General features: G+C 58.8%; 12 protein-coding genes. 8 read left to right on the top strand and 4 right to left on the bottom strand.

Translation table 11 applies throughout. From position 1 onward, the window contains the following. Positions 1–181: 181 nt before the first annotated feature. The gene (locus tag AWT75_RS03175; RefSeq protein WP_239689441.1) at positions 182–2,620 is read right to left on the bottom strand and encodes a penicillin-binding protein 1A; all 2,439 of its coding nucleotides are present in this window, start codon (positions 2,618–2,620) and stop codon (positions 182–184) included. A gap of 104 nt (positions 2,621–2,724) precedes the next feature. Here AWT75_RS03175 and AWT75_RS03180 point away from each other — a divergent pair, with 104 nt between their 5' ends. The 8 genes from AWT75_RS03180 to AWT75_RS03215 all read left to right on the top strand — a co-directional run bounded on the left by AWT75_RS03180 (position 2,725) and on the right by AWT75_RS03215 (position 9,886). Next, positions 2,725–3,786 carry a pilus assembly protein PilM gene (locus tag AWT75_RS03180; RefSeq protein ID WP_233160600.1) on the top strand — a complete coding sequence of 354 codons (1,062 nt, stop codon included), beginning with the start codon at positions 2,725–2,727 and terminating at the stop codon, positions 3,784–3,786. Continuing rightward, positions 3,786–4,382, top strand: coding sequence for a PilN domain-containing protein (locus AWT75_RS03185; RefSeq protein ID WP_062787256.1), 597 nt, complete (start codon positions 3,786–3,788; stop codon positions 4,380–4,382). Before AWT75_RS03180 ends, AWT75_RS03185 begins: the two co-directional genes overlap by 1 nt. Further along, the gene (locus tag AWT75_RS03190) at positions 4,379–4,999 is read left to right on the top strand and encodes a type IV pilus inner membrane component PilO (protein WP_045847774.1); all 621 of its coding nucleotides are present in this window, start codon (positions 4,379–4,381) and stop codon (positions 4,997–4,999) included. Before AWT75_RS03185 ends, AWT75_RS03190 begins: the two co-directional genes overlap by 4 nt. 10 nt (positions 5,000–5,009) lie before the next feature. Continuing rightward, positions 5,010–5,531: a pilus assembly protein PilP gene (locus tag AWT75_RS03195; RefSeq protein WP_045847773.1), complete on the top strand. Its 522-nt coding sequence runs from the start codon at positions 5,010–5,012 to the stop codon at positions 5,529–5,531. Next, positions 5,531–7,660, top strand: coding sequence for a type IV pilus secretin PilQ (locus tag AWT75_RS03200; RefSeq protein ID WP_062787260.1), 2,130 nt, complete (start codon positions 5,531–5,533; stop codon positions 7,658–7,660). Before AWT75_RS03195 ends, AWT75_RS03200 begins: the two co-directional genes overlap by 1 nt. Positions 7,661–7,726: 66 nt before the next feature. Further along, a complete protein-coding gene (gene aroK, locus AWT75_RS03205; RefSeq protein ID WP_045847771.1) occupies positions 7,727–8,269 on the top strand; it encodes a shikimate kinase AroK in 543 nt (180 codons plus the stop codon). A 3-nt stretch (positions 8,270–8,272) separates the two neighbouring features. Next, a complete protein-coding gene (aroB, locus tag AWT75_RS03210) occupies positions 8,273–9,382 on the top strand; it encodes a 3-dehydroquinate synthase (protein ID WP_062787264.1) in 1,110 nt (369 codons plus the stop codon). Positions 9,383–9,502: 120 nt separating this feature from the next. Then, positions 9,503–9,886: a type IV pilus assembly protein FimV gene (locus tag AWT75_RS03215; protein WP_231588907.1), complete on the top strand. Its 384-nt coding sequence runs from the start codon at positions 9,503–9,505 to the stop codon at positions 9,884–9,886. 69 nt (positions 9,887–9,955) lie between these two features. On the opposite strand, the gene msbA is transcribed toward AWT75_RS03215, so the two are convergent. Genes msbA through AWT75_RS03230 form a run of 3 tightly spaced genes read right to left on the bottom strand, consistent with a single transcriptional unit; the run spans position 9,956 to position 13,916 of the window. Further along, positions 9,956–11,707, bottom strand: coding sequence for a lipid A export permease/ATP-binding protein MsbA (gene msbA, locus AWT75_RS03220; RefSeq protein WP_239689442.1), 1,752 nt, complete (start codon positions 11,705–11,707; stop codon positions 9,956–9,958). Positions 11,708–11,725: 18 nt separating this feature from the next. After that, positions 11,726–12,835 (bottom strand): glycosyltransferase, encoded by a 1,110-nt coding sequence (locus AWT75_RS03225; RefSeq protein WP_062787273.1) that lies wholly within the window; start codon positions 12,833–12,835, stop codon positions 11,726–11,728. Further along, positions 12,828–13,916: a glycosyltransferase family 9 protein gene (locus AWT75_RS03230; protein WP_045847819.1), complete on the bottom strand. Its 1,089-nt coding sequence runs from the start codon at positions 13,914–13,916 to the stop codon at positions 12,828–12,830. The genes AWT75_RS03225 and AWT75_RS03230 overlap by 8 nt, the downstream gene beginning before the upstream one ends. Between the last annotated feature and the right edge of the window lie 58 nt (positions 13,917–13,974).

Consider the following 13,974-nt stretch of genomic DNA (forward strand, 5'->3'; position numbering starts at 1 on the left):
GCCTGATGCAAAGCAGCAAACAGGCTGAGATGATAAGGAATCGCCCTGTCCTTGCCTATCGACAAGCTGTTTATAGTTGTTAATCGTCCGGCATCCGCTACATCCTGCCGGATGTGACCGCCAAACAGACATGAAAAAGCCCACCCTGGACGGGGTGGGCTGTGATGGACTGCAATCTGGCTCAGAACAGCATTTCCTTTACGTTCTCCACGGCATCCTTGGCAGCAGGCGCATTCGGATCTTTCGCGGCAGGGTCGTCTGCCGCAGCATCAGAAGCGTTACCGCCCGGAATGCTGCCGTGGTTGTCAATCTTCAGTTCCGGATTGGTCTTCTGGAATTCTTCGTAGTAGTACTCGTCACCACCACGCTGACCGGCACCCGGTTTCACCACGATGCCGGCAGGCACTGGCAGTTCCACTTCCGGCACGCCCTTGAGCGCGTTGGCCATGTAGTTCATCCACACCGGCAGCGCGGCGGTACCGCCGTAACCGTAACGGCCCAGCGAGCGCGGCTGGTCGTAACCCACCCAGGTGGCTGCCACCAGATTGGGGTTGAAGCCGACAAACCAGGCATCCTTCCAGTCGCTGGTGGTACCGGTCTTGCCTGCCAGGTCCATGCGGCCCAGGCTCATTGCCTTGGCTGCCGTACCATAGCGCACCACATCTTTCAGCATGGAAGTCATGATGAAAGCATTGCGCGGGTCGATGGCCTGCGTGGCATTCTGGCCGGCCACCGCAGGCTGGGTCTTGGCCAGTACATGGCCGGACTGGTCTTCGATGCGGTCAATGAAGTAGGCCTTGATGCGGTAGCCACCATTGGAGAACACCGAATAGCCTTCCGCCATCTGCAGCGGCGTGGCCGCACCGGCCCCCAGCGCCATGGTGAGGTAGGCCGGATGCTGCTTGGGCGAGAAGCCGAAACGCTGGATATATTGCTGGGCATAATCGGTTCCCAGCGCCATCAGCAAGCGTACCGACACCAGGTTTTTGGATTGGGTCAGCGCGCGGCGCAGGGTAATCAGGCCGGCAAATTTGCCATCGTCGTTCTTCGGTTCCCAATTGCCGGTACCCGGCGCACCAGGCACGGTCAGCGGGGCATCGTTGAACATGGTGGACGGCGTCACGCCGCGTTCGATACCGGCCGAATAGATAAAGGGCTTGAAGGTGGAGCCCGGCTGACGCCAGGCCTGGGTCACGTGGTTGAAGCTGCGACGGTTGAAGTCAAAGCCGCCCACCAGCGACTTGATGGCACCGCTACGCGGGTCCATCGACACGAATGCCCCTTCGACATCCGGCATCTGTACGATTTCCCAGTAGCCCTTGTCATTGGCACGCACACGGATGACGGCACCGCGGCGAATCTGTTTATCCGCTGCCAGCTTGGGGTTGAGCGCACGGCGGGCAAACTCCAGGCCCGGCCCCTTGATGACCGCCACCTTGCCGCCGCGCAGGTAGGCGCGCACTTCGGACGGGCTGGCAGACAGCACGATGGCCGCCTGCATGTCGCCACTGTCGCGAATTTCAGACAGTGCATCGTCCAGCACTTCGGTCTGGTCTTCTCCCTCTGCCGAGGCCAGATCGATATAACTTTCCGGGGCACGGTAACCCTGCTTGCGGTCGAAATCGATCAGGCCGGCACGCAGTGCGTCATAAGCCCATTGCTGGTGATGGCTGTCCAGCGTGGTGTAGACCTTGTAACCCTCGGTATAGGCAGCATCCTTATAGCGTTCGTACATGGCCTGACGGACCATTTCCGCCACGTACAGGGCCGGCTGATTGCCGTCAACACTGGCGCTGGCTAGATGCAGCGGCTCTTTGATGGCCGCGTCATACTGATCCTGGGTAATGAAATTCAACTCGCGCATGCGGCGCAGCACATACTGCTGACGCAGGTGGGCACGCTCCGGATTGACGATGGGGTTATAGGCGGAAGGTGCCTTGGGCAGGCCGGCCAGCATGGCCATTTCGGCAACGCTCAGGTCGGTGATGGGCTTGCCGAAATAAGCTTGTGCAGCAGCCGAAAAACCGTAAGCGCGCTGCCCAAGATAGATCTGGTTGAAGTACAACTCGAGAATCTGATCCTTGGAAAGCGTATGTTCGATTTTGAAAGCGAGCAAAGCTTCATTAAACTTACGTGTGAAAGTCTTTTCACTGGAAAGAAAGAAATTCTTGGCCACCTGCATGGTGATGGTACTGGCACCGGAACGGGCATGACCGGACACCAGATTACCGACGGCAGCACGCATTACACCCATGTAGTCGATGCCGCTATGCTGATAGAATCTTTCATCCTCGGCAGCCAGCAGTGCTTGTTTCATCAGTTGCGGGACTTCATGGATGCGGGCGAACGATCGGCGCTCTTCACCGAACTCTCCCAGCAACTGGCCATCTGCCGAGTAGACGCGCAGTGGAATTTTTGGACGGTAATCCGTCAGCACATCAAGACTTGGCAAACGCGGGTAGGTTATGATGATGGCAATGGCTGCCGCACCGGCTGCCAGCACGGCCCCACCAATGACCAAACCGGCCAGAATCGCAAGAAGTCGTTTGAACATAATTACAAATAGGCTTTCGGAAGAAAGCGGATTATAACGTCTTGTGAGAACTAGCAAGACAAACATTGACAGCGACAGTGCAAAAACTGTCGCACTAGACCATTTCGGGGCCTTAACTGATGCTATCCGACAAATTTCGGTTCAGTACGGACTGGCTGGATCAGCTTGGATTGGGGAAATCCAAGAATGTTCCTCTGCTGGGTCTTGATATCAGCACTACCTCGGTCAAGCTGGTAGAGCTGTCCAGATCGGGCAAAAACTTCCAGATCGAGCGTTACGTGATTGAAAACCTGCCCAAGGAAGCCGTTTCCGAAGGCAATCTGGTTGATATCGAAGGGATTGCCGAGACCTTGCGCAAAGCATGGAAGCGACTTGGCAGCCCGATCAGGAATGTCGCCATCGCCATTCCCACCTCGATGGCCATCTACAAAAAGCTTCTGGTACCAGTCAGCCAATCCGAGGACATGGAAGGCATGATCGAGTCCGAAGCCGACCAGATCATCCCCTTCCCGCTCGATGAAGTGAATCTGGATTACCAGGTACTGGGCCCGTCCAGTAGCAGTCTGGATGATCTGGAAGTCCTGCTGTGTGCCGCGCGCAAGGAAAAAGTGGAAGAACGGGTGGCCGTGGTGGAAATGGCTGGCCTGCGCGCCCATCTGGTGGATGTGGAATCCTTCGCCATGATGACGGCCTTCGAGCAGATCCAGCAGCAACTGCCCGATCATGGCATGAACCAGACTTTTGCCCTGTTTGATATCGGTGCCAGCAAGATCCACTGCAATGTCATCCGTAACGGCCAGCAAATCTACTACCGCGAACAGATGTTTGGCGGCCAGCAACTGACGCGCGACATCCAGCGCCGCTACGGCATCAGCTTTGATGAAGCGGAAAACGGCAAACGCAGCATGGCCATGCCGGACGGTTACGAGTCGGAACTGCTGCACCCGTTTGTCGACGCGCTGGCGCAAGAAATCCAGCGTGCACTGCAGTTCTTCTACACCACGGTCAGCGTGTCGCAATACCTGCGCGTGGACTACATCCTCCTGGGCGGCGGCTGCAGCATGCTGTCCGGACTGGACGACGCAGTGGCCTCCCGCACCCAGATCAGTACCATGATTGCCAACCCCTTCACCTCCATGGTGCAGTCCAGTTCGATCCGGCTGAAGGAATTGCTGCTGGATGCGCCTGCACTGCTCATTGCATGTGGACTTGCCATGCGGAGGTTTGACTGATGATCCGCATCAACCTCCTGCCGCACCGCGAGCAGAAAAAAGCCGCACACCGCCTGCGCTTCCAGCTGTTGCTGGGCAGTGCCTTCGGTGCAGCCCTGCTGATTGTCGGACTGAGTTATTTCATTCTGGATACCCGCCAGTCACACCAGGAAGAGCGCAACCAGTTCCTGCAAGGCGAAATTGCCAAGCTGGATCAGCAAATCAAGGACATCGGCGCACTCAAGAAGCAGCGTGACGACCTGCTGGCCCGCAAACAGCTGGTGGAACGCCTGCAACAGGGTCGTAATGATGCCGTACACATTTTCGACCAGCTGGTTCGCCAGACGCCGGATGGCATCTATCTGAAGAGCTTCAGCCAGAGCGGCAACACCTTCAGCTTCAGCGGTTATGGCCTGTCCGGGGCCCGCGTGTCCAATTACATGCGTACCCTGGCACAGTCCACGGTGTTCACCGAACCGCAGCTGGTGGAAGTGAAAGCCTCCACCGCCAGCAACCAGCGCGTGAGCGAGTTCAGCCTGACCAGCACCTTCAAACAGACAGCCCCGGCTGCCAGCGCCCCGCAAGGCCAGGTCGCACCGCAGGGAGCCAAGCCATGACCCTAGACGAGTTCCGCAACCTTGACCCCAAGGACATGCCCAACTGGCCCTTCCCGGCCCAGGTATTCGTGGCAATCTTCATCGCCGTGGCCTTTTTGGGACTGGGGTATTTCTTCGTGCTGAGCGACCAGCTGGACAAGCTGCACAACGCCCAGCAACAGGAAGAACAGCTCAAGCAAACCTTCGTCGACAAAAAGCGCCAGGCCATCAACCTGGAAGCGCTGCAACAGCAATTGAAAGAAATCCAGCTGTCCTTCGGTGCCCTGCTCAAACAGCTGCCCACCAAGGCAGAAATGGATGCGCTGCTGACCGAAATCAACCAGGCCGGCATCGGTCGCGGACTGCAGTTTGACCTGTTCCGCCCCAGCGGCGAGGTGAAGACTGCCGAAATGGCGGAAGTGCCGATCGCCATCCGCCTGACCGGCAGCTACAACGACCTGGCTGCCTTTGTCAGCGATGTGGCACAGCTCTCGCGCATTGTCACCATCGGCGACATCAAGCTGACTCCGGGCCAGGGCAAGGATGCTGCACGCATGACCATGGAAGCCACGGCCAAGACCTACCGGTCGCTGGAGCCGGAAGAGCGCATCGCAGCGGCACAGCCGCCGAAGAAGTGAGTGTGACTTCATGCTGAAAAAAACTTACGCCATCTTGCTGTGCCCGCTGCTGCTGAGCGCCTGCAGCGGCAGCAATACCGACGACCTGCATGCCTGGATGTTGCAGGCCAGCCAGGGTTTGCGCGGTCAGATCGACCCCCTGCCCCAGGCACAGAGCTACCAGCCGTTTGCCTACAATGCGTTTGACCTGCCCGATCCGTTCAACCCGGTCAAGCTGCAAATGGCAAAACGACAGAACTCGGCCAATGCGCCCGACTTCAAGCGCCCGCGCGAATTGCTGGAAAACTATGATCTGGACAAGCTGAAAATGACCGGCTTGCTCAAGCGCAACAATATTACCTATGCCTTGATCCGCACTCCGGAAGGCAGTATCTACCGCGTGCAACCGGGTAATTTCATTGGCCCCAATTTCGGCCAGATCAAACGTATCAGCGATACCGAACTAGTACTTTCCGAGACCGTGGAAGATCTGAACGGAGAATGGGTACAACGCGAAACCAGCATGTACCTGGATGAACAAGGGCAGAAATAATGAAAAACCATTCAATCAAACTGTTGTCGGGGCTGGGTCTGTCCATTGCATTTTCCATTGCCCATGCTGCATCCATCACCGCGATCGACATCGCCCAGACCGATGGCGATGCCCAGTTGCTGCAGATCACCTTTGACGGGCCGGCCAGCAAGCCCAACAGCTTCGCCATTGCCAACCCGGCACGCGTTGCCTTCGACTTTGCCGATACACAGGTGAAGCTGCCGAAGAACACGGTTGAGCTGGGCAACCCCATCGTCAAGTCTGCTGTAGCGGTTGAGGCCAATGGTCGCTCCCGCCTGGTGCTGAACCTGGCACACAATGTGTCCTACAGCACCAGCATCTCCGGTAACAAACTGCTGGTCCGCATCAATAACAGCATGTCTTCCCCGCAGCAGTCGGCCACTTCGCAAGAACAGCCGGCCAGTACCGCGTCGGCCGCAGCCCAGGCCAGTGCCCAGGCTGCCGTGGCCACCACCCCGCTGGGTCTTGACTTCCGTCGTGGCCGTGGCGGCGAAGGCCGTGTGGAAATCAATCTTCCAACCGAAAGCACACCGGTGGATATCCGCCGTGAGGGCAAGAACCTGGTGCTGGATGTGATGGGTGCCAATCTGCCGCGTTCGCTGGAAAAGCGCATGGATGTCAGCGACTTTGCCACACCGGTGGACAAGGTGATTGCCAGCAATCAGGGTCGCAATAGCCGTGTCGTGATTCAACCGCAGGGTGACTGGGAATTCTCCTCCTACCAGACCGAACGCAAGCTGGTGGTGGAAGTACGCAAGGCCGTGGTGGAAAGTGCCAGCAAGAACGAGCTGAACAGCAAGCCGCAATACAAGGGCGACAAGCTGTCGCTCAACTTCCAGAACATTGAAGTACGCACCGTGCTGCAAGTGATTGCCGAATTCACCGGGCTGAACATTGTCACCAGCGACTCGGTCACCGGCAATATCACCTTGCGCCTGAAAGATGTGCCGTGGGATCAGGCACTGGACCTGATTCTGCAAACCAAGGGCCTGGATCAGCGCCGCAATGGCAACATCATCAACATTGCCCCACGTGAAGAACTGCTCAACCGCGACAAGCAGATTCTGGAAGGCAAGCAACAGCTCAATGCGCTGGAGCCCATCCGCTCGGAAACCTTCGTACTGCGCTACCGCTCGGCCGAAGACTTCAAGAAGATTCTGGATGGCAGCACCACCACAGCCGGCTCAAGTGCAACGGGCAACAGCGGCGGCAACGGCCTGCTGTCCTCGCGCGGCAGCTTCATGATCGACCCGAAAACCAACACCCTGATCATCAACGACACCCAGACCGTGATCGACAAGATCCGCGATCTGGTGACCAAGACAGACATTCCGGTCAAGCAGGTGCTGATTGAAGCGCGCATCGTCGAAGCAACCGACAACTGGAGCAAGAGCCTGGGGGTGAAACTCAATGTGGCACGCGCCAGTGGCGGTACCAGCATTGGTGGCTCGCTGGCTGATGCCACCACCAGCTTCAATATCGCCCGCGGAACGACTAGTGGCACCATCCCGCTGACCTCCGGGGTGAACCTGGGCCTGTCCGGTACCTATAACTCCATCGGTGCCGTGTTTGGTGCTGGTTCGCGTGCCGCCATCGGCCTGGAGCTGGACGCCATGGAAACTGCCGACAAGGGCAAGATTCTGGCCAGCCCACGCATCATGACTGCCGACCGGGTAGAGGCCAGCATTGAACAGGGTACGGAAATTCCGTATCAGGAAGCCAGCTCCAGCGGTGCCACATCCGTATCGTTCAAAAAGGCCAACCTCAGCCTGAAAGTGACCCCGCAAATCACACCGGACAACCGTGTGCTGATGGAAATCCAGATCAACAAGGACAGCGTCAGCAGCACCCTGTTTGTCAACAGCACCCCGGCCATCGACACCAAGGTGGTGAAAACCCAGGTGATGGTGGAAAACGGCGGCACCGTGGTGATTGGCGGTATTTACCAGCAAACACTGGATACCACGATCAACAAGGTACCGCTGCTGGGTGATATCCCCTTCCTGGGTGCGCTGTTCCGCAGCAAGGTGGACAAGAACAACCGCACCGAGCTGCTGGTATTCATCACGCCTAAGGTGGTTGAAGACCTGAACCTGCAAAATCGCTGAACACAGGGCATTTGCGCGCATTTTGTCCTCTGCCCGCGCAGACAGACCCAGCCAGCATCAGCTACAATGCCTGCCATGGAGAACATGGCAGGCAATTTTTTTCTTGTCGGGCTGATGGGTGCCGGCAAGACCACCGTTGGCAGGGCACTGGCACGCAAGACCGGCAAGACCTTCTACGACTCGGATCATGAAATCGAGGCGCGCACCGGCGTTCGCGTCGCCACCATTTTCGAGATAGAAGGCGAACTGCGCTTTCGCGACCGCGAAAGCAGCGTGATTGCCGATCTGGCAAAAATGAACAATATCGTGCTGGCCACCGGTGGGGGCGCCGTACTGCGTCCGGAAAACCGGGCCGAGCTGTCAAGACATGGTGTGGTGATCTACCTGCGCGCCTCGATTGACGACCTGCTGGCGCGCACCATGCACGACAAGAACCGTCCGCTGCTGCAAACCGCCGACCCGCGCGCGAAACTGCAAAGCCTGCTGGAGCAGCGCGACCCCTTGTACCGCGAAGTCGCCGACATCGTGGTTGATACCTCGCAACAGAACGTCAACCTGCTGGTCAGCCGCCTGCTCGATCAGCTGCATAACATTCCAGCCAAGACCTGACGCATGATTACGCTAGACCTGACCCTGCCGGATACCCGCTACCCCATTCACATTGGCCACGGACTGCTTGATCAGGTTGAACTGATCCTGCCGCACCTGCCCATTCCCCAGGTTGCCATCGTCACCAACGACGTTGTTGCCCCGCTCTACCTGGAGCGCCTGACCCGGCAATTGGAAAGCCACGGCGTGCATTGCATTCCGGTGGTGTTGCCGGACGGTGAGGCCAACAAGAACTGGCAGACGCTGAACCTGATCTTCGACGCCCTGCTCAGCCACAATGCCGAACGCAAAACCACGCTGATTGCCCTCGGTGGCGGTGTGGTGGGCGACATGACCGGCTTTGCCGCCGCCTGCTACCAGCGCGGTGCACCCTTCATCCAGATCCCCACCACCTTGCTGGCGCAGGTTGACTCCTCGGTGGGCGGCAAGACCGCCATCAACCACCCGCTGGGCAAAAACATGATTGGTGCCTTCTACCAGCCCCGTATGGTGCTGGCCGACATGGATCTGCTGGCCACCCTGCCCGAGCGGGAACTGTCGGCCGGTATTGCTGAAGTCATCAAGTATGGCTTGCTGGGCGATGCCGACTTCCTCGCCTGGCTGGAAGCCAATATGGACAAACTGCGCGCACGCGACCCGGCAGCGCTGCAATACGCCGTACGCCGTTCCTGTGAAATGAAAGCTGAAATTGTCGGCCAGGATGAAAAAGAACAGGGCGTACGGGCCTTGCTCAATCTTGGTCATACCTTTGGCCACGCCATCGAAGCTGGCCTGGGTTATGGCGCATGGCTGCATGGCGAGGCGGTTGGCGCTGGCATGGTGCTTGCCGCCGCCGCGTCACAGGAACTTGGCTGGCTGAGTGCGCAAGATGTCCAGCGGGTGGTGACACTGATTGCCGCTGCCGGATTGCCGGTACAAAGCCCCGACTTCGGCCTTGAGGAATGGATGCGCCACATGGGCCACGACAAGAAAGTGGAAAGCGGCGTCATCCGCTTTGTCCTGCTCAAGCAACTGGGACAAGCCGTGATTCAAGCCGGGCTGCCGGCCGCGCTGCTGGAGCAGCTGTTCCAGTCCTCGCACATCAATCCGGCCTTGGGCCGGCATGGCGCTTGAGGCAGTCGCCACGGAAACCTTGACCCTATTAAGGATTTTTACGGATTGCGGCCCTGCATGCCTCCCCGAATAATCGACTGCATAATTCAAGCAGAGAGAGAATCTCGGAGGGAAGCCGCGGTGGATGCAATAACAGCCTTGGTCGCCAGTTTTGGCCTGATGTGTACTTATGGTCTTGCCCGCCGTGTCTGGCGCAAGGCAACTTACAAGAAACCGCGTGCGCGGGGTATCGATCCTGTCGGTGAGGCCGAGGTGTTTCTGGCTTATGGCCGCAGCAGCGATGCAGTGCGGGTACTGAAAGAGGCGATGAAAGATGAGCCACAGAATCTTTCCATCAAGGTGACGCTGCTGCGTGCCTATTCCTCGGCAGGTAACTGCAAAGCTTACTGCCGTCTGGCGCGAGATGTACAGGCCCAGGTGAAGGATCAGCCGGTATGGCGCACCATTCAGGAAAATGGTCGGCTACTGGCACCGCAAGATCCACTGTTCGCCGCCAAGGCTTGATGCCATTCCGAAACAAGACAGGCTGCCCGAGGGCAGCCTGTCTTGTTTTGTCCCGTCACGATGGAAAACTCAACTGGCGTCAGCTTCCGGCTCGCGGAACTGCAAGCTGTGCAGACGTGCGTAGATACCATCCTGCTGCATCAACTGCTGATGACTGCCCTGCTCCGCCACCTTGCCCTGATGCATCACGATGATGCGGTCGGCGTTCTCGATGGTGGACAGCCGGTGGGCAATCACGATGGTGGTACGGTTCTTCATCAGGTTTTCCAGCGCAGCCTGTACCAGTCGTTCGGATTGGGTATCCAGTGCAGAGGTTGCTTCGTCCAGAATCAGCAGCGGGGCGTTTTTCAGCAGTGCACGGGCAATGGCCAGACGTTGGCGCTGGCCACCTGACAGACGCACACCGTTCTCGCCAATCTGGGTATCCAGCCCTTCCGGCATCGCCTCAATGAACTCCAGTGCATTTGCCGCACGTGCCGCTTCAATGATCTGCTCACGGGTAATGTCATCGCGTGCGCCATAGGCGATATTGGCAGCCACAGTGTCGTTGAACAGCACCACGTCCTGACTCACCATGGCGATATGCTGGCGCAGATCAGCCAGCACGATGTCATCCAGCGCAATACCGTCCAGCGTGATCTGCCCGGACAAGGGCTGGTAAAAACGCGGAATCAGGCTGACCAGCGTGGTTTTGCCGCTGCCGGAAGAACCCACCAGCGCCACGGTTTCACCCGAATTCACCTCCAGGCTGACCTGCTGCAACACATCGCGTTCAGCATTCGGATAACGGAAAGACACATTGTCAAAGCGCAGTCGGCCCTGGGTTTGTGGCAGACGGCGTGTACCGTGATCCGGCTCGCCCGCCTCGTCCAGGAAATTGAATACGCTTTCCGCAGCCGCAAGGCCGCGCTGCATGGCCTGGGAAATGCCGGTAATCCGCTTCACCGGTGCAAACAGCAACATCATGGCGGTGAGGAAGGACATGAAGTCACCGGCGGTGAATGATCCATGCTGGGCACGCAAGGCGGCAAAATACAGGATGGCGGCCAGCGCACAGGCAATCATCAGCTGGGTCACCCCGGTATTGGCCGAACTGGCAGCGCTCTGCTTCACCCCATTGCGGCGGATGGCCTGGGCTGCAGCATTGAAACGGCTTTCTTCATATTCTTCGCCGCCATAAACCTTGATGACTTTCTGACAATCCACCCCTTCGCCCAGAATCTGGGTCAGGTCAGCCATGTGTTGCTGATTCTCCAGCGCCAGACCACGCAGACGCTTGGCCACCATGCGCATGCAGACGGTGACCACCGGCATCACCACCAGGCAGATAATGGTCAGTTGCCAGTCGATATACAGCAGCCAGGCCAGCAGGCTGACAGCAGTCACCCCGTCCTTGACCGTGACGGTGATGACATTGAAACCTGCTTCGGTCACCTGATTGACATCAAAGGAGATGCGCGACACCAGACGACCGGACTGATTGTCGGCGTAATACGGCACCGGCAGGCGCAACATCTTGGCAAACATTTGCTGGCGCAGGGTTTGTACCAGATGCCCGGCCAGCCAGCTGGAGGTGTATTCGTTGATGAAACTGGTGATACCGCGTACCAGGAATACCCCGACAATGGCCATCGGCACCCAGACAATGGCCTTTGGGTCCTTGTTGACAAAGCCGCCATCAATCAGCGGTTTCATCAGCCGGGCAAACGCCGGTTCGGTCAGCGCGGCAATGGTCATGGAGACCAATGACAGGGCGAATACTTTCCAGTACTGGGCCAGGTAACCCAGCAGTCGTCGGTAGATGGGCCAGCTATGTTTCAAGTTGATAGTCCAATCAGTTCAATGTGATGCGGCCAGCAGGCCGGAAAGCCCGCTCAAGGCCATGATCTGCCGCAGATTGCTGTCCGGCGCAAAGCGTTGCCGGACATCAAGCGCTCCGGCCGCCGCCATGGCACGCTGCTGCGGCATCGCATCCAGCGCGCTGGCAATCGCGTCCGCCCAGGCCTGGGCATTGCCAGCCTCCACCAGGGTGCCGGTCTGGCCTTGTTTTACCGTTTCGGGAATACCGCCGGTAAGGCTGGCCAGCACCGGGCAGTGCAAGGCCAGTGCTTCGATTTGCGACATGCCCAGCGGCTCGTAGGTGGATGGCATCAGCAACAGGTCGGCACGCCGATACAGCGGTGCCACCGGGGATACCACACCCGCCAGCAGCACACGCGACTGCAAACCCAGTCGCTGGATTTCAGCCTCGATATCTGCCCTTGCCACCCCATCGCCCGCCACCAGATAGCGCCAGTGCGGATGGCTGTCACGCAGGATATTCATTGCTTGCAGGATGGTCAGATGCCCCTTTTCACCGCGCAGCATGGCGGCATGCAGCAGCACCGGGCTGTCATCTGCCGCCAGCCAGCTGGCGATATGAGGCGGCACCGCCTGATCAACGGCGGCATCCAGCCCGGCGAAGTCTATCCCCGGATACACCACGTGGATGCGTTCTGGCCGGATGGCCGGATTCTGCAGCAAGGCATCACGCAGGTAATGACTGGGCACCATGGTGGCATCCACCAGCTGGTTATACGACCATGCCGAAGGCTTGCCCGGCTGATAGGTACGTGAGCGCAGCAGGAACGGCCGATGCCATACCAGGCGTGCGGCAATGGCCAGATTATTGCTGTCATGCCCGCTGTGGCAAATGGCCAGGCGTGGCTGATGCCGGCTGATCCAGCGCCGCAAAATGGCAATGGAGGACAGGTGCAGGCTGTTACGGAAGCGCACCGGCAGCACCGACAGCCCTTGTTGCAAGGCCACCTGCTCCACCCGGCTACCGGGACGGCAGGCAAGCATGGTGCGCAGGCCATGCGTCTGCATCTGACGCATTTGCTGCATCAGTTGCAGCTCCTGGCCACCCACATTGTCGGATGACTCGGTAAACAACACCCAGTCAGTCATGATGATTTCCTTCGGCAGCGCCGGCTGGCTGGCTGATACGCAGCAGTTGTTGCAGGGTTTGCCATGCCTCGGCGCTGCTGATGGCTTCCATGCACAGGGCACGACGACATTCATTGGCACCGTTGCCAAAACGGCGGAAGCAGCGCAAAGCCCAGTCCACATCGCGATGGTGCACACTGCGCTGGTTACGACAGGGGAAGATGGCAGGCCCGACCCCCAGGCAGTGATGGTGCGCAAAGAAACGGCTGGCACCAAACAACACCTCGCTGCCGGGGCCAAACAGCATCAGCAATGGCGTACCCGCTACCTTGGCCAGATGTGCCACACCGGTATCAGGGCAAACACAGGCACGCGCGCCGGCCAACAGCTGACGCAGTTGCAGCAGGCTCAGGCAGCCAGCCATGCGTACATCACTGGCAGGCGGGTCGATTTGGCGCAGAAGGGCATCCTCGCCCGGCCCGCAAGACCACACCACAGACAGCCGGGCGGCACGAATGGCATCCGCCAGTGCCCGCCAGTGTTCAGCAGGCCAGAAGCGGGTGGCCGAACTGGCTCCCACATGGAGCACGATATAGTTGTCTGGCAAGGCTGGCAGGCTCTGCGGCGGCATCGGCCAGTCGGCCAACTGATAAGGAGCAGGTTCCGGCCCTTCCACCAGTCTGGCGGCGGTCTCGGTCCAGGATTCCGGCTGGCTGGCATAGGGCACAGCCTCATCCAGCAGCCAGTTCTTGTGTGCGGGTTGTTCAGCGGCAAAGCCGACAATCCAGCGCGCCCCGATGGCCCGTGCCAGATAACTCAGCCGGTTTTCGCCCATCAGCAGCACCAGGTCAAAACGCGGCATGGCAAACAACTGGCACACCGAGGCAAAGTTGCGGATATGCCAGCCAAAAGCCCGCACACCATAAGGTTGACCAGCATAAAGCGCTGCCTGACCGGGTGGGCAGGCCATCACGATGTCGGCCTGTGGATAACACTGTCTGGCCTTGGCCAGCAGGCTGGTGGCCATCAGCGCATCGCCCAGCAGGAACTGGTGCAGGATCAGTACACGCTGTACTTGTTCAGGCCGAGGCTTGCGCCGCAACCATTGCCAGGGCAGACGTAATAACAGGGACAGGAAAATCAGTGCCGGCCGGGAAATC

It is taken from the genome of Aquitalea pelogenes (assembly GCF_001515305.1).
Lineage (GTDB): Bacteria > Pseudomonadota > Gammaproteobacteria > Burkholderiales > Chromobacteriaceae > Aquitalea > Aquitalea pelogenes.